This window comes from Bacillus sp. (in: firmicutes), from assembly GCF_031983925.1.
GTDB classification, from domain to species: Bacteria; Bacillota; Bacilli; order Bacillales; family Bacillaceae_G; genus Bacillus_A; species Bacillus_A pacificus.
This window is the reverse complement of record NZ_DALYZR010000002.1, coordinates 897,903-913,712: the sequence shown is the minus strand read 5'-3', so window position 1 is coordinate 913,712 and position 15,810 is coordinate 897,903. Positions and strand designations below refer to the sequence as shown.

Here is a 15,810-nt window from a genome sequence, read left to right as displayed (position 1 = left end):
ATCAATGATAGTATACGTGATACAGGGCTATAGAAACCGAAGTGCTCGGTTTCACTTTTACTATTGTATCAGCGCCTTTATGTAATTGACAAGGATTAAGTGATTGCTTATTGATATAACGGGAATTTATAAGACTTTCCAAGTTGTATTTTTGTAGCAGGTGTATTTTTATTTAATTGTTTAAAATCATCAATTACTTTTTCGATAGAAGGAATTTTTTTCTTATTGATCGCTTCTGTAATGGAAAGAACCGTATCACCTGTTTTGACTTCAATTGTTTTATAAGTGACATCTGTTTCTTTTTCCGCTTTGTTTTCTTTTTTTTGTTTTGTATTTGTACTTTCTTGTTTTATTGTTTCGGCCGCATTTGTCTTTTTATATGAACTTAACATCGGCAAAGTGCCAATTTTTATATCGTAATAAAATATATAACCAAGAACAAGCACGAATAAGAATATACCTAATCTCTTCATATTCTTCACTCCTTTGCTAGGAATATATGCTTGTCCAAAAAAAAAATGCCTATTTAGGCATTTTTTTCGTTCGGTTTTGGAACTTCTTTAATTGTTAAGTATAGAACAATTAAAACAACTGCGATATAAATGAATGTTGAACCAGGTACAACGATTTTGAATAAATCCATAATCATAAAGAAGATTGTTGGAATTGTGTAGCTGTAAGCAGTTAACGTCCATACTTGCTTATAAGATAATTTACGTTGACCACTCATAGCAGAACCGATAAACGCAAGTAAAGTAATTCCTAAGAAAGTAATGAACAATTGGAATAGATATACTAACACGCCGATAACAGCTAGTAAAATTGGATAAATACTATCGAATACTGAAATGAAATCTTGCAAATCTTTTTTCTCAAGAGATGTGCCTAATAAATCATTGTAGGAGTATGTTTGCGTCTGGCCATTTCCTATAGAAACTACTTTATCTTTTAAAATAAATAAACCAGTTTTATTTTGATACTTTTCGATATCTGTTGTATTTGGATCAAATACGAAAAGAGCATCTCCCTCTTCTTTTTGAATAGGTTGTTCAATATCAGCTTTTAGTTCACCATTTTCGATTTTAAAATCAGGTAAATCTTTTTCAATTGCTTGATTTACCATAGTAACACTATCTTGGATAAAGCTACCGTAAAAGAATGTTCTTGGAATAGTAGTGATTAGACAAAGTAGCATAATATACAAAATGGTTTTTCCGATTTTTTGAAAACGGAATAGCGCCATATCTTTAGGCGAATATACGCTTTTGACTAATTGGGTAAATATGGACATAGATTCACTTCCTTTATGTATGTATAAAATCATTGTAACGTAGGAATCTAGGGAATCTCAAGATATATTATATTTACATATAGTAGAGACAACTAAATTTCTTTTTATTAATTTTCTTCTTTTAAATGAGAAAAATACAATTGACACTTTTCTTTTCTATATGGTAAATTTATCTTACATTTCTTAAAGGATATATCCGATAGGAATTCCTTTATTTGATGTATTGTTACATACATAATTGTGGACCCTTAGCTCAGCTGGTTAGAGCAGACGGCTCATAACCGTCCGGTCGTAGGTTCGAGTCCTACAGGGTCCATATCCATTTCACGTGTTTATTATGTCAGTAGGAAGCTTCCTTGTAGAAGGGGGCTTTTTTTATGAAATATATGAGCATTTTAATTGAAAAGAAGTGGGAATTTTGCTACTTTAATGATAGCAAGACAATGCGATTTATTTGTTTGCACCCTATGGCAATTAGGGTAGAATGTAGTTGTATGTCACTTAAGTGGCAATACATAAACTGGGAGGAATATAACAATGGCAAAACACGAATTACCAAATTTACCTTATGCGTATGATGCTTTAGAGCCTCACTTTGACAAAGAAACAATGAACATCCATCATACAAAACACCATAACACGTACATCACAAACTTAAACGCTGCTTTAGAAGGTCATGCAGAATTAGCTGACAAAAGCGTAGAAGAATTAGTTGCAAACTTAAACGAAGTACCAGAAGCAATCCGTACAGCAGTACGTAACAATGGTGGCGGACATGCTAACCACACATTCTTCTGGACGATCTTATCTCCAAACGGCGGTGGACAACCAGTAGGCGAACTTGCAACTGCAATTGAAGCGAAATTCGGTAGCTTCGATGCATTCAAAGAAGAATTCGCAAAAGCTGGCGCAACTCGCTTCGGTTCTGGTTGGGCTTGGTTAGTAGTAAATAATGGTGAATTAGAAGTAACAAGCACGCCAAACCAAGATTCTCCTCTAACTGAAGGTAAAACACCAGTTATCGGTTTAGATGTTTGGGAACATGCTTACTACTTAAATTATCAAAACCGTCGTCCAGACTACATCGGTGCATTCTGGAACGTTGTAGATTGGAACGCTGCTGAAAAACGTTACCAAGAAGCAAAATAATTGTAATAACGATAGAAAAAGCTAGGAGAATGCTCCTAGCTTTTTTCTATGCTTTCCTTTTACATAATTGGGCTTGTCTTTGGAAGACTAGAACATGAAGTAAAGGAGAGTTGTGTATGAAGTGGAAACATATAATTGGTGACGTTGAAGTGAATCGGGATTTAGTGTTATTACTCCTTATTGGAGGTTTATACACGCTCGCAATTTCTTTATCGAATACGTTTGTTAACATTTATTTATGGAAACAAACACAAAATTATGTGAATCTCGGCTTGTATAATTTGGCCAGCGTTGTATTGCAGCCCCTCACATTTCTTATAGGTGGGAAATTAGCGAAGCGTATTGATCGCTCGATCTTGTTACGAATAGGCGTAGGCACGTTAGCAATTTTTTTTATCGTTGTTTTAGTAGCGGGAAAAAGCGCTTCTCACTATATTTTATTAATGGGGGCTCTTTTAGGAGTCGGATATGGTTTTTACTGGCTCGCGTTTAATTTATTAACATTTGAGATTACAGAACCAGAAACAAGAGATTTCTTTAACGGGTTTCTTGGGCTTCTTACATCCTTCTCTGGCATGATTGGACCGATAGCAGCTGGATACACAATTTCACGTATGGAAAAGTGGAGTGGTTATACGGTCATATTCTTCCTCTCGTTACTGTTATTTGCAATTGCTGTCGTTTTAAGCTTTTTTGTATCTAAGAGAGAATGTGAAGGTCGTTATGAGGTTGCACAAGTTTTGAAAGAGCGACGGATTGATAAAAATTGGGGGAGAATTACACGTGCTCATTTTTTCCAAGGATTGAGAGAGGGAACATTCATTTTTGTTATTTCAGTATACGTGTACTTAGCAACCGATAGTGAGCTTGCATTAGGGAAATATAGCTTAGTAAATTCTGCTGTATCATTTGTATGTTACTATTTAGTTGCTCGTATGTTAAAGAAAGAGTGGCGAAAAAAAGCAATTTTACTTGGAGGCATTATTTTATATGCTGTCGTATTTTTAGTTATATTCAATGTTACATACACAAAATTACTTATTTATGCAGCATGCATTGCGATTGCATACCCTATTTTACTCGTTCCATATGGATCGATGACATATGATGTAATTGGTAGAGCGAAAAATGCGAGAGAGTGGCGTGTAGAGTATGTTGTTGTCCGAGAATTATGGTTAAATGCTGGGAGAATTTGTTCAGTTTTAAGTTTTTTATGTGCTGTATTATTCTTTCCGCCTGAAAAGAGTTTACCTTTCTTACTATGTATTTTAGGTGCTGGACATTTTCTTATTTATTTTGCAGTTAAAAATGTCAAATATGATGAAGGAAATGCAGGGAACACAAGTGTTGTAGCACAAGGAACCACGCAGAATCAAACAGAACCAGAAGGTTAACTTATCGTTTGTTTTATGCTAGAATAGAAAAAGATGTAAGACAGCAGTGAGGACACCTGTATGAAGGTGTCCCTTTCAAATTACATAGCTGTTGGTAGAGGGGGTTTGTATGGGTAAGAAGCAGAAACAACAAAAGAAAAAGACTCACGTTCCTTTTCGGTTAAACGTGCTGTTTTTCTGCGTGTTTTTAATGTTCTCCGCGGTTATTGTAAGGCTTGGATATGTACAAATTGTTCGCGGTGAGGAATATAAGAATGAAGTGGAGAGGAAAGAAAACTCGACGATAAGTAATCCTGTACCACGTGGGAAAATATTTGACCGTTATGGGCGACCTGTAGTAGATAATGCAGCTGTACGTACGATTACATTTACAAAAATGAAAGGATCAACTGCAGAGGCTCGCTTAGAAACAGCGAAAAAATTAGCAGATTTGATTGAAGTACCGACAGATAAATTAACAGATCGCGATAAAAAAGATTATTGGCTTGCTATTCATAAAGAAGAAGCGCAAGAAAAAATTACGAAAAAGGATCGTCAAGAGTTTAAAGATAAAAAAATTGACGATAAAGAATTAGATGAGCGTCAACGAAATCGCGTGACGGAAGAAGAAGTGAATCAATTATCTGCAAAAGATTTAGAAGTGCTAGCGATTAAAAGCAAAATGGACGGCGGATATGCGATGACGCCACAAGTCATTAAAAAGGATGCTACAGAACAAGAATATGCGATTATTAGTGAAAATCTAGCAGCATTACCGGGTGTAGATACGAATGTTGATTGGGATAGAAAATACGTTTATGATGATCTATTCCGAAGTGTACTTGGCGGGGTGTCAACGTCTGATGAAGGTTTACCGAGAGAAAGACTAGATTACTATCTTGTTCGTGATTATAACCGAAATGACCGCGTAGGGAAAAGTTATCTTGAGCAGCAATATGAAGATAGTTTGCACGGTAATAAAGCGGAAGTGAGAAATATTACGGATAAAAACGGTAATATTTTAGAAACGATTAATGTATCAAAAGGGCAAAGTGGTAACAATCTGAATTTAACAATTGACATGGAATTACAAAAGCGTGTAGAAGAAATTATCACGAAAAATTTATTGAGATATAAAGGGGGACAACCTCTTTTAGATCGTGCATTCGTTGTAATGATGAATCCAAAAAATGGTGAAGTTTTATCTATGGCAGGGAAACAGTTAGTAGAAGAAAATGGCGAAACGAAAGTGCAAGATTTCGCATTAGGAACGATGACAAGTTCTTATCCGATGGGATCAACTGTAAAAGGTGCGACAGTACTTACAGGATATCAAACAAAAGCGATTCAACCGGGTTCCTACCAACTGGATGAACCAATCGTATTGAAAGGAACGCCGAAAAAATCTTCTTGGAAGACGATGGGATCTATTAATGATCTGACAGCATTAAAAATGTCTTCTAACGTATATATGTTTAAAACAGCGATGAATATCGCAGGTGTTCAATATGTAAGAGGTGGTACGTTAGATATACCACAAAAAGCATTTGATACGATGCGTTATTATTTCGGACAGTTTGGACTTGGTGTAAAAACAGGTATCGATTTACCGAATGAATCAGCGGGCCAAACAGGTAAAGGAATTCAGCCAGGTTTCCTATTAGATTTATCAATTGGACAGTATGATACGTATACACCACTTCAATTAGCACAATATGTTTCAACAATTGCAAATGGTGGTTACCGTATGCAGCCGCAAGTTGTAAAAGAAATTCGTCAACCGGAAGCGAAACAAGGCGAAGTTGGAAAAGTCGTTCATTCAATGGAACCGAAAGTGCTAAATCGTATTGATATGCCTGAATCGCAAATTAAACGTGTTCAAGAAGGATTTAGACAAGTATTTAACGATTCTGGTGGTACAGCTACGAAATATTTTGCAGGTGCACCATATAAAGCTGCTGGTAAAACAGGTACAGCTCAAACTGTGTATGGCGGAGATAAAGAGATTGGTAGAAAGGCAAACGGTGAGCGTAAAGAAACATATAACTTAACGTTAGTAGGTTATGCGCCACTTGAAGACCCTGAAGTAGCATTTTCTGTTGTTGTACCTTGGGTAGATGATAAATCAGGTATTAACGGTTATATTAGTCGTGACATTATGGACGCGTACTTTGATTTGAAAAAGGTAGAAAATGGCGAAGCTACACAAGAGGAAATAGATAAGAAAAATAAAAAGCAAGATGATGAATAAAAAAGTTGTAAAAAAAGCACACTATCTGAAAAGATAGTGTGCTTTTTTTTATGGTTCATGCATACGTTTTAATAAAGTGGACAAGCAGATCATATCGGAATTTTAAGGGACCTCGCAAATAATATGTATGCATTCACTATGGGAGTTATGGACCAATCCTCAGTGAAGATGAACAGTGGCTACGGATTAATAATTTACCTAATGTTGATTCTTGTGGAACTTTACAAAACTTTTACAAACAATTAAAACCGAATTAATAGTTTAGCAGTATTCTTATATCTGTAATCCTGTTATTTCCGGTCACTTCTAGGAGGAAGAACACGTGAAATGGATAAGTGCATCGATTAAAGTTTTCATACTGTCGATATGTTTCTTTTATGTTGGCACGTCTACTGCATTTGCTGTGAATGAAATGGGAGAAGTGAGAGTTGATGGATCCTCAACGGTTTTTCCTATTATAGAAGCAGTAGCGGAGGAATATACAAAGGTGCATCCGAACGTGAAAATTTCCATCAGTGTTTCTGGAACAGGAGGAGGATTTAATCGTTTCAGTAAAGGAGAAGTGGATATAAATAATGCTTCGAGGGTAATGAAACAAGTGGAAGAAAATGAAATGAAGAAAAACTCCATTCAGTTTACACCGTTTGAAGTTGCCTACGATGGTCTTACAATCGTTGTGAATCGCCAAAATGCTTGGGTAGACAATATGACGGTAGACGAGTTACGTCTATTATGGAGTGAAGATGCAAGTGAAAAGCGATGGTCACAAATTCATTCATCATGGCCACGTGAACAGGTAAAGTTTTATGCGCCAGGTGTAGACTCTGGCACGTATGATTATTTTCAAAACGTCATCTTACAAAATAATCGCATTGTAAAAAAAGTCTCTTTGTCTGAAGATGATCAAGTTATTATGCAAGGGGTAATGAATGATAAAAATGCCATTGCTTTTGTAGGATATGCTTATTATATGGCCAATCGAGATAAGGTGAGAGCAATAAAAGTAAATGGTGTACTTCCGACGAAAGATACGATTCAATCAGGTGAGTATAAGCCGTTATCTAGGTCACTATTTGCTTATGTGAATCATGCATCTATCCGAAATAAAATGAATGTAGCAAACTATATTGAGTTTATGATTCAGCATGTTGGTAATCTTGCTGAAGAGGTAGGATATGTAAAATTACCAAAAGAAAAATATAATGAACAGCTGCGGATGTTAACAGAAATAAAAAGGTAATGTCAGGGTGGAAAGGGGTTTTCATCTTTGGCTTATAATGACAAAAGTCAAACTACATTTTCTGTACAACATTTGATTGAAAGAAATACAAAACATAGAAAAAAAACGCAGCGAATCAATCGAATCGTTCCATTATTACTAAAAATAATTGCTAGCGTGTCTATTGCGACGACACTTGGAATTATTTTTACGCTTTCTAATGAAACAATAATGTTTTTTCAAAAAATATCATTGCTCTCCTTTTTGACAGAGAAAGAATGGTTACCTTTTTTTGAAGATCCTAAATTCGGTATATTACCACTTATATGTGGAACGGTACTTGTAACAGCAATCGCTATGTTCGTAGCAATTCCTATCGGTTTAGCGTGTGCCGTATTTTTAAGCGAATATGCTTCAAACAGTGTGAGAAAAGTATTAAAACCGATGTTAGAACTATTAGCAGGTATCCCGACAATTGTATATGGCTTTTTTGCATTAACAGTTGTTACACCGCTTTTACAACGGATTATACCTGATTTACAGTTTTTTAATGCGATTAGTCCAGGTATTGTGATTGGATTTATGATGATACCTACAATTGCATCTCTGTCTGAAGATGCAATGAGAGCTGTAGCAAAAGGAACGAAAGAAGCTTCGTTGGCACTTGGAGCAACTCGGTTTGAGATGGTAAAACAAGTCGTGTTTCCTTCAGCTTTCGCAGGGATTATGGCAGCGATTATATTAGCTGCTTCCAGAGCAATCGGTGAAACGATGATCGTTGTAATTGCAGCAGGATCCACACCGAACGTATCGCTCGATCCGACACACTCTATTCAAACGTTAACAGCTTATATTGTGCAAGTGAGTTTAGGTGATGCTCCGCATGGAACACTTACTTATTACAGCATGTACGCTGTAGGCGCAACGTTATTCTTGTTTACTTTTATAATGAACATCATTTCGCAGTTTATTATGCGCCGCTTTAGGAGGGTGACATAATATGCGCATGTTGAATCATAAAAAAATACAAGAAAATATGGCATCACGTTTTTTAAAAGATCGAATTTACAAATTGTTATTTTATATGGCAATTTTGTTTTCAATAGTAATTCTGCTTATTTTACTTTTTCAAATTTTTGAAAAAGGTGTCAGTTACCTTTCGTTAGATTTCTTTACAAACTTCGCTTCGCGTAATCCGAAAGAAGCTGGGATTGCTGCAGCTTTGTCAGGAACAATATTATTTATGAGTATTGTTATACCACTCTCTTTTATATTTGGAGTCGGAACCGCTCTTTATTTAGAGCAATATGCGAAGGAATCTATATTTAAAAAGGTAATAGAAATTAATAATCAAACGTTAGCAGGAGTACCTTCCGTCGTATTTGGATTACTCGGCTTAACCATTTTTGTATACGCTCTTCATTTAGGTGAGAGTATTATTGCAGCGGCACTGACGATGAGCTTACTCGTCTTACCGACAGTTGTTGTAGCGAGTCAAGAAGCGATACGATCTGTACCGAGGTCATTATTAGAAGCTTCTTACGGGTTAGGTGCTACGAAGTGGCAAACGATGTATCAAGTTGTATTGCCATATGCGTTCCCAGGAATTATAACAGGTTGTACGTTAGCGATATCAAGAGCGATTGGAGAAGCGGCACCGTTATTAGTTATCGGGGCACTTGCATTTGCAAATTATGTTCCGTTTAGTATGTTTGATAGATTTACAGTTTTACCAATTCAAATTTTTAATTGGATGAGTAGACCACAGGAAGAATTTCAGTATGTAGCAGCTGCTGGGATGATTGTTTTGTTAGGTTTGTTGCTCTTGATCAATATAGTTGTCCTATGGTTACGAAATAGAAAATAAGTTGGAAATGGATGAAAGGGGAATTCAAATGGTAGCAACAGTAGTAAATGTACAGGTGAAAAACGAGGAGAAAATTGAGACTGCGCCAAAGAAAGTAGTATTTGATACGAAAAACTTAAATTTATGGTATGGAGAAGACCATGCTTTAAAAGATATTAACTTAAGTATTCATGAGAATGAAGTTACAGCAATTATCGGGCCAAGTGGTTGTGGTAAATCAACGTACTTAAAAACATTAAATCGTATGGTAGAGTTAGTACCAATCGTGCGAACTACAGGCGTAATTGAATATAGAGAGCGCAATATATTTGATAAATCATATCCAGTTGAAGAATTACGAACACATGTAGGAATGGTGTTCCAAAAACCAAATCCATTTCCAAAATCTATTTATGAAAATGTAGCATACGGCCCGAAAATTCATGGTATTAGCGACAAGAAAACGTTAGATGAAATTGTTGAAAAAAGTTTACGTGGAGCAGCGATTTGGGATGAGTTAAAAGATCGTTTGCATGATAATGCATACGGTTTATCTGGTGGACAGCAACAGCGTCTATGTATCGCACGTTGTTTAGCGATTGAACCAGACGTTATTTTAATGGATGAGCCAACATCAGCACTAGATCCAATTTCAACATTAAAAGTAGAAGAATTAATTCAAGAGTTAAAGAAAGATTTTAGTATCGTTATCGTAACGCATAACATGCAACAAGCTGCGCGTATTTCAGATAAAACTGCTTTCTTCTTAAGTGGAGAAGTTGTGGAGTATACAGATACAAATAAATTATTTACGACACCTTCAGATAAGCGTACAGAAGATTATATTACAGGCCGATTCGGTTGATGTCGCTAGCAAGGCTAAGAGCAAACACCCTCTTAACAGAGGGTGTTTCTTATTTTTACCTCATTTAAATTAGAGAAGTAATACTTCTCCTATCTTAAGGCTTATTATAAGTAGACTAGGTAGGAGAGTTATATATATTGGCACATAATATTGAGGGGGAAGAAACAATGGTACGAGAACAATTTCAATGTGATTTAAAAACGTTACAGCAAAAGGTGATTGAGCTTGGTGAACTAGCGAGAGAAGCTTTATTGCTTGCTATGGAAGGGCTTCATAAAAAGGATGTAGAGAAAGCGTTAGAGGTAATAGATGGTGATTATCGTATGGATAATTTAGAAGAGGAAATAAATGATCTTGCGCTTATGCTCATTACGAAGCAGCAACCTGTAGCAAGTGATTTAAGAAGGATTTTCATTTCAATTAAAACAGCGACAGATTTAGAACGTATTGCAGATCATGCTGTTAATATTGCGAAATCAACCATTCGTCTCGGGGAAAAAGACGTGTCTGTTAGTTTGCACAATCTTGATGAGATGTTTGCGATTGCAAATAAGATGTTACAGTTAGCGCTAGATGCATATGAGCAAGAAAATTTAACTTTTGCGAAGCAAATTGCCGAAATGGATGATTCTGTTGATGAAATATATGGGAAAGCGATTCGTGAATTTATATCTTCAGTTCCAGAACAACCAGAAGCAATTACACAAATTACACAATTATCCTTTGTAGCGAGATATATTGAACGTGTAGCAGACCATATTACAAATATTGCTGAAAGTGTTTTTTATTTAGTAAAAGGAAAGCATTACTTATTAAATGAATAAAGAAAAAAGCAGGTGAAACATCACCTGCTTTTTTTAGTCAAAACATGACAAAAAAAGCTCGTTGTTTCCTTTAGTTTATGATGATAAGATGTATCATAATATAATGGAAAAAATAGGGCGTATATGTTATTCGCTTATTAAGTAATATTTTAAAAGTTGATAGTAAGCGCTTTCTTCACTTGTTGAAAGGTGAATGTATATAAGGGGAACTTTACTGCCTGTCGGCCCGATTGGGCAAGGCTAATAATTAGTAGGGGATGAAGAACTCCCCACTGATTAAAGTTTCACTTTATTTTATACTGCTAGTTAATGCTGGGTAGATAATATACATATCGTATATGAAGTTACTGAACATTATATAAGTGGAGGCTGAAGTATATGAAGGGGGTTATTTTAGCTGGAGGAAAAGGACGACGCCTTAGACCATTAACATGTAATACTCCAAAGCCGATGTTGCCATTATTAGAAAAGCCAGTTTTAGAATACAACATTGAATTATTGCGTCAGCATGGTATACGTGAGATTGCAATTACTGTTCAGTATATGAGTACGGCTATTAAGCAATATTTTGGTGACGGTAGCAAATGGGGCGTTAACTTGTACTACTTTGAAGACTCTCCACCGCTTGGAACTGCAGGGAGTATTAAACAAGCGGAAAAATTTTTGGATGAACCGTTTGTTGTCATAAGTGGGGATGCGTTAACTGATTTTCAATTATCAGAAGGAATTACGTTTCATGAACAAAAGAAAAGAATGGTAACTATGTTTGTAAAGGAAGTAGAAAATCCACTCTCATTTGGTTTAGTTGTAATGAACAAAGAACAAGAGGTTACACGATACATAGAAAAACCGAGTTGGAATGAAGTAGTCTCTAATATTGTGAATACAGGTATATATATTATGGAGCCAGAAATTTTTTCTTACATACCGCCCCGAGAATTTTTTGATTTTAGTCAAGATGTGTTTCCGTTATTGGCAAATAAGAACGCATTATTTGCATATTTGTCAGAAGGTTACTGGTTAGATATCGGTACATTTGATCAATATCGACAAGCACAATTTGATTTGTTAACGAAAAAATTGCAAGTACCTATTCCATATACGGAAGTATTACCGATGGTATGGATGGGAGAAGGGGTAACGATTGGAAAAGGAACGAAAATTCACGGTCCTTCTTTTATTGGTGAAGGAGCAAGAATTGGTGCTGGATCTGTAATTGAGCCATACTCTATTATCGGGAAAAATAGTGTTGTTTCAAGTTATTCTCATCTTCAAAAGAGTATTATTTTTGCAAATGCGCACATTGGGAAATATTGTGAGTTACTAGAAACGACAATAGGAGAACATACAATGGTGGAAGATGACGTTACATTGTTTCAAAAAAGCATTGTAGCGGACCATTGTCATATAGGGAAAAGTACGGTAATTAAGCAAAAGGGAAAACTATGGCCATATAAGGCGATTGATAGTCATTCGGTAGTCGGATCGGCTGGTGTTCAAGAAAGTGAGAAGAGTGCAGGATGGTTGCAAAAAAGCCGCATTGTAGGAAGAGGTAATGTGGAGATTACGCCTCAATTTATTGTAAAGGTTGCGATGGCGTACGGATCTCTTTTCACAAAAGGGGAAAGTATATTAATCGGGAGTCAAGAACATATAGAAACGACTTCTTATAAAAATCTTTTTCTTCATGCAATTCATGGTATTGGGATTCATACGATGGAATGCAAAGAAATGAACGAATCACTTTTTCAGTACAGCATTCAAGATTTGCAATGTGCGGGCGGGGTTTTCATTCAAGCGGAAAAAGAAAAAGAGATTGTTATAAAGTTGTATGGTAAGGATGGGGCACAGTTAACGTATAAGCAGCAAAAAGCGATAGAACAAGTGTATATGTCTGAGTCGTTTTATTACGTATGTGAGAAGGAAATGGGGCGGAATAAGCTAGTACACGTTTCTTTACATAATTATATAGAGGCTGTATTAGAGCGTATTGATATTGAGAAAATAAAAAAACAGAAGTTCCATCTTCTTATTAATAAGAGAAATGATATGTTACAACATTTGCTTATGCTCTTTTTGCAAAGGCTCGGATGCACAGTTACGTGGATTTATGCGGGCGAACAAAAGGATCATGTGAAAGCTTTGATGAAATCAAGTAAAGCAAATATGGCGCTTATGTTTTCAGAGCAAGGAAATTATTTCGAGTTATATGATAATCATAGTAATATTTACCAAGGGACGGATTTTGAAGAGATTGATATTCCAGATTTATTACTGGAATCGGCAGGAAATATTTACCCAATGTCTTTGAAATTAGGAGAATGTTATCTTCTATTTTATACGCAGGATGAAAAAAAATCGTTTCAAGCGAGATGGAAGCGAGATATTTTATATCGAATTGGAAAGTTATTCGAGTTAATAGCATTGCAGGGAAAAACCTTTCTCAGCATAGTAGAGCAATCACCGCCGCTTTATTTACTTTGTGATGAAGTTGTATGTTCATGGAATGAAAAAGGGAAAGTGATGAGGAAATTATTGGCTGATATCGAAAGGAAGGAAGAAGGCATATTTGAAGGAGTACAGTTCAAATATACCGAAAAAGAGTGGTCTTATATCGTTTCTGACACAAAACAACCGAAATTTTTAGTGTATTCACATGCTAGAAACCCAGTAATAGCAAGGGAAAACATGAAAAATCTTATAGAAAAAATTAGACAATATCAAAAGGTGTAGAATTTTTATTTTAAAAGTGGTATTATAGTATAGTCTGATTTAAGTTATTAGTACTGGAGGGAAATAAGAATGCGTGTGAATATTACTCTAGCATGTACAGAATGCGGAGATCGTAACTATATCTCAAAGAAAAACAAACGTAACAACGCTGAGCGTATCGAGCTTAAAAAGTATTGCAAGCGTGACAAGAAGTCTACGTTACACCGTGAAACAAAGTAAGCAGTAGGAATATTTTCCTACTGTTTCTTTTTTTATTCGATTCCTCTCTTAAAAGTGATACACTATCATCGTAGAGCAAAGTATCACTGTGAGGGGGGAAATGTGTGAGAGAAGAGAAACTACGTTTACGTAAACAAATAATAGAGCACATGAATTCTTTATCAAAAGAACGGTATACAACTTTATCAGAGCAAATAGCATTTTCGTTGTATGCGCAAAAAGAGTGGGCTGAAGCTAAAACAATTGGAATTACTCTCTCAATGGAAAATGAAGTGAATACATATCCTATTATCGAAAAAGCTTGGGAAGAAGGAAAGAAAGTTGTCGTTCCGAAGTGTAATAAAGAAGCAAGAACAATGTCCTTTAGGAAAATTAGCAATTTTGATCAGTTAGAAACAGTGTATATGAATTTACGTGAGCCAATTCCAGCGCTTACGGAAGAAGTGAATGCAGATGAAATTGACCTTCAAATTGTACCAGGTGTAGCTTATACAGAGCGAGGAGAGCGGATTGGATATGGTGGTGGCTATTATGATCGTTATCTCATGCATTATAAAGGGAAAACGCTATCATTAGCTTATAGTTTTCAAATGGTAGACCATATTCCAATAGAGCCGTTTGATAAAAATGTAGAAAAAATTATTACAGAAAAAGGAACAATGGTTAAAAATGGGCTTGTATAGACAAATAAAAATTGACGAGACTTTTTCTTCTTGATTATAATAAAATATGTGAACGTTTTCTTATTATAATTTTTTATAGTAAGTGAGCATAGAGGGTGATGAAATGGTATCTATATATGATATTCAGCAATTGCTAAAGAAATTTGGTACGATTATTTATACGGGAGATCGAATTGCAGATTTACAATTAATGCAAGATGAATTGCGTGAATTAAATCAATCACAGCTAATCGATCCACAAGACTATCAAACAGCTTTATTTTTATTGAAGCAAGAAATTCAAAAAGAGCTAAATAAGAATTAGATAAAGGTAGGTAAGCAACATGGAAGAGAAATGGTTAGTTGGTGTTGACCTTGGTGGTACAACGATTAAATTAGCATTTATTAATGTATACGGTGAAATTTTACATAAGTGGGAAATCCCTACGAATACAAATGAGCAAGGAAAACATATTACACTTGATGTAGCGAAAGCTATTGATAAAAAGTTAGAAGAGTTAGGCGAATTAAAAAGTAAGTTAATCGGTATTGGTATGGGAGCTCCTGGCCCTGTACACGTGGCGTCTGGAATGATTTATGAAGCGGTTAACTTAGGATGGAAGAACTATCCGTTAAAAGATTTATTAGAAGTAGAAACAGGATTACCTGTTGTGATTGATAATGATGCGAACTTAGCAGCGCTTGGTGAAATGTGGAAAGGTGCTGGTGAAGGAGCAAAAGATTTAATTTGTATGACGCTTGGCACTGGTGTTGGCGGCGGTGTAATTGCCAATGGAGAGATTGTACACGGCGTAAGCGGTGCTGCTGGTGAAATCGGACACATTACAGTCGTTACAGAGAATGCTTTCCCATGTAATTGTGGGAAGTCTGGTTGCCTAGAAACTGTAGCATCTGCAACAGGTATTGTGCGTGTTGCTATGCAAAAAATACAAGAGACTGATAAAGAAAGTATTCTACGTTCTATGTTAGCAGAAGAAGGACGTATCACATCAAAAGACGTATTTGAAGCACATGGACAAGGTGATGAACTAGCAGGCGAAGTAGTAGAAAAGGTAGCTTCTTATTTAGGATTAGCTGTAGCGAACCTTTCTAGCACGTTGAACCCAGAGAAAATCGTTATTGGCGGAGGTGTTTCTAAAGCTGGAGATGCACTTTTAGAACCAATTCAACGCTATTTTGAGCAATATGCTTTCTCACGTGCTGTAAAGAGCACGAAGTTAGCTATTGCAACACTTGGTAATGATGCAGGTGTTATCGGAGGAGCTTGGCTTGTAAAAAAGCACAAATACGAAGCGAAGATGATATAAGTTGTGAAGTATGAAAAGAGGAAGGGGAAACCCTTCCTCTTTTTGTGCGA

15 protein-coding genes and 1 tRNA gene are annotated in these 15,810 nt (G+C 35.9%); 14 read left to right on the top strand and 2 right to left on the bottom strand.

From position 1 onward, the window contains the following. Positions 1 to 107 precede the first annotated feature (107 nt). Positions 108 to 473: a hypothetical protein gene (locus RTP99_RS10895; RefSeq protein ID WP_000825406.1), complete on the bottom strand. Its 366-nt coding sequence runs from the start codon at positions 471 to 473 to the stop codon at positions 108 to 110. A gap of 53 nt (positions 474 to 526) precedes the next feature. Then, positions 527 to 1,291, bottom strand: coding sequence for a DUF1189 domain-containing protein (locus tag RTP99_RS10890; protein WP_000021910.1), 765 nt, complete (start codon positions 1,289 to 1,291; stop codon positions 527 to 529). Positions 1,292 to 1,533: 242 nt separating this feature from the next. On the opposite strand from RTP99_RS10890, the gene RTP99_RS10885 reads away from it, so the two are divergent. The 14 genes from RTP99_RS10885 to glcK all read left to right on the top strand — a co-directional run bounded on the left by RTP99_RS10885 (position 1,534) and on the right by glcK (position 15,760). After that, a tRNA-Ile gene (locus RTP99_RS10885) sits at positions 1,534 to 1,607 on the top strand. 221 nt (positions 1,608 to 1,828) lie between these two features. Further along, positions 1,829 to 2,440: a superoxide dismutase [Mn] gene (sodA, locus tag RTP99_RS10880; RefSeq protein ID WP_001052031.1), complete on the top strand. Its 612-nt coding sequence runs from the start codon at positions 1,829 to 1,831 to the stop codon at positions 2,438 to 2,440. Between the two features lie 116 nt (positions 2,441 to 2,556). Next, positions 2,557 to 3,834 carry an MFS transporter gene (locus RTP99_RS10875; protein WP_000871367.1) on the top strand — a complete coding sequence of 426 codons (1,278 nt, stop codon included), beginning with the start codon at positions 2,557 to 2,559 and terminating at the stop codon, positions 3,832 to 3,834. Between the two features lie 109 nt (positions 3,835 to 3,943). After that, positions 3,944 to 6,064, top strand: coding sequence for a peptidoglycan D,D-transpeptidase FtsI family protein (locus tag RTP99_RS10870; RefSeq protein ID WP_000516830.1), 2,121 nt, complete (start codon positions 3,944 to 3,946; stop codon positions 6,062 to 6,064). Between the two features lie 322 nt (positions 6,065 to 6,386). Continuing rightward, positions 6,387 to 7,304, top strand: coding sequence for a phosphate ABC transporter substrate-binding protein PhoX (gene phoX, locus RTP99_RS10865; protein WP_000871252.1), 918 nt, complete (start codon positions 6,387 to 6,389; stop codon positions 7,302 to 7,304). A 27-nt stretch (positions 7,305 to 7,331) separates the two neighbouring features. After that, on the top strand, positions 7,332 to 8,282 hold the full coding sequence (gene pstC / locus RTP99_RS10860) for a phosphate ABC transporter permease subunit PstC (protein WP_000323888.1): 951 nt from the start codon (positions 7,332 to 7,334) through the stop codon (positions 8,280 to 8,282). Position 8,283: 1 nt separating this feature from the next. After that, entirely contained in the window at positions 8,284 to 9,150 is an 867-nt protein-coding gene (gene pstA, locus RTP99_RS10855; RefSeq protein ID WP_001242545.1) for a phosphate ABC transporter permease PstA, read from the top strand. Positions 9,151 to 9,178: 28 nt separating this feature from the next. Continuing rightward, positions 9,179 to 9,994: a phosphate ABC transporter ATP-binding protein gene (pstB, locus tag RTP99_RS10850; RefSeq protein WP_000226683.1), complete on the top strand. Its 816-nt coding sequence runs from the start codon at positions 9,179 to 9,181 to the stop codon at positions 9,992 to 9,994. Positions 9,995 to 10,161: 167 nt separating this feature from the next. After that, the gene (gene phoU, locus RTP99_RS10845) at positions 10,162 to 10,818 is read left to right on the top strand and encodes a phosphate signaling complex protein PhoU (protein ID WP_011040673.1); all 657 of its coding nucleotides are present in this window, start codon (positions 10,162 to 10,164) and stop codon (positions 10,816 to 10,818) included. A 378-nt stretch (positions 10,819 to 11,196) separates the two neighbouring features. Continuing rightward, complete coding sequence (locus RTP99_RS10840) at positions 11,197 to 13,551, top strand: sugar phosphate nucleotidyltransferase (protein ID WP_000679295.1); 2,355 nt, start codon at positions 11,197 to 11,199, stop codon at positions 13,549 to 13,551. A 69-nt stretch (positions 13,552 to 13,620) separates the two neighbouring features. Continuing rightward, positions 13,621 to 13,770 (top strand): 50S ribosomal protein L33, encoded by a 150-nt coding sequence (gene rpmG, locus RTP99_RS10835; protein WP_001265616.1) that lies wholly within the window; start codon positions 13,621 to 13,623, stop codon positions 13,768 to 13,770. 104 nt (positions 13,771 to 13,874) lie between these two features. Further along, on the top strand, positions 13,875 to 14,453 hold the full coding sequence (locus RTP99_RS10830; protein WP_001206418.1) for a 5-formyltetrahydrofolate cyclo-ligase: 579 nt from the start codon (positions 13,875 to 13,877) through the stop codon (positions 14,451 to 14,453). Between the two features lie 103 nt (positions 14,454 to 14,556). Next, a complete protein-coding gene (locus tag RTP99_RS10825) occupies positions 14,557 to 14,757 on the top strand; it encodes a YqgQ family protein (RefSeq protein WP_000253699.1) in 201 nt (66 codons plus the stop codon). 19 nt (positions 14,758 to 14,776) lie between these two features. Continuing rightward, positions 14,777 to 15,760 carry a glucokinase gene (glcK, locus tag RTP99_RS10820; RefSeq protein ID WP_000391706.1) on the top strand — a complete coding sequence of 328 codons (984 nt, stop codon included), beginning with the start codon at positions 14,777 to 14,779 and terminating at the stop codon, positions 15,758 to 15,760. Positions 15,761 to 15,810 lie beyond the last annotated feature (50 nt).

Excerpts from the sequence above, each read along its gene's own strand:
- RTP99_RS10875 (WP_000871367.1), top strand. The coding sequence starts at position 2,557 with ATGAAGTGGAAACATATAATTGGTGACGTTGAAGTGAATCGGGATTTA.
- phoU (WP_011040673.1), top strand. The coding sequence starts at position 10,162 with ATGGTACGAGAACAATTTCAATGTGATTTAAAAACGTTACAGCAAAAG.
- pstA (WP_001242545.1), top strand. The coding sequence starts at position 8,284 with ATGCGCATGTTGAATCATAAAAAAATACAAGAAAATATGGCATCACGT.
- RTP99_RS10825 (WP_000253699.1), top strand. The coding sequence starts at position 14,557 with ATGGTATCTATATATGATATTCAGCAATTGCTAAAGAAATTTGGTACG.
- RTP99_RS10840 (WP_000679295.1), top strand. The coding sequence starts at position 11,197 with ATGAAGGGGGTTATTTTAGCTGGAGGAAAAGGACGACGCCTTAGACCA.
- glcK (WP_000391706.1), top strand. The coding sequence starts at position 14,777 with ATGGAAGAGAAATGGTTAGTTGGTGTTGACCTTGGTGGTACAACGATT.
- RTP99_RS10870 (WP_000516830.1), top strand. The coding sequence starts at position 3,944 with ATGGGTAAGAAGCAGAAACAACAAAAGAAAAAGACTCACGTTCCTTTT.
- RTP99_RS10895 (WP_000825406.1), bottom strand. The coding sequence starts at position 473 with ATGAAGAGATTAGGTATATTCTTATTCGTGCTTGTTCTTGGTTATATA.
- sodA (WP_001052031.1), top strand. The coding sequence starts at position 1,829 with ATGGCAAAACACGAATTACCAAATTTACCTTATGCGTATGATGCTTTA.
- RTP99_RS10890 (WP_000021910.1), bottom strand. The coding sequence starts at position 1,291 with ATGTCCATATTTACCCAATTAGTCAAAAGCGTATATTCGCCTAAAGAT.
- pstB (WP_000226683.1), top strand. The coding sequence starts at position 9,179 with ATGGTAGCAACAGTAGTAAATGTACAGGTGAAAAACGAGGAGAAAATT.
- rpmG (WP_001265616.1), top strand. The coding sequence starts at position 13,621 with ATGCGTGTGAATATTACTCTAGCATGTACAGAATGCGGAGATCGTAAC.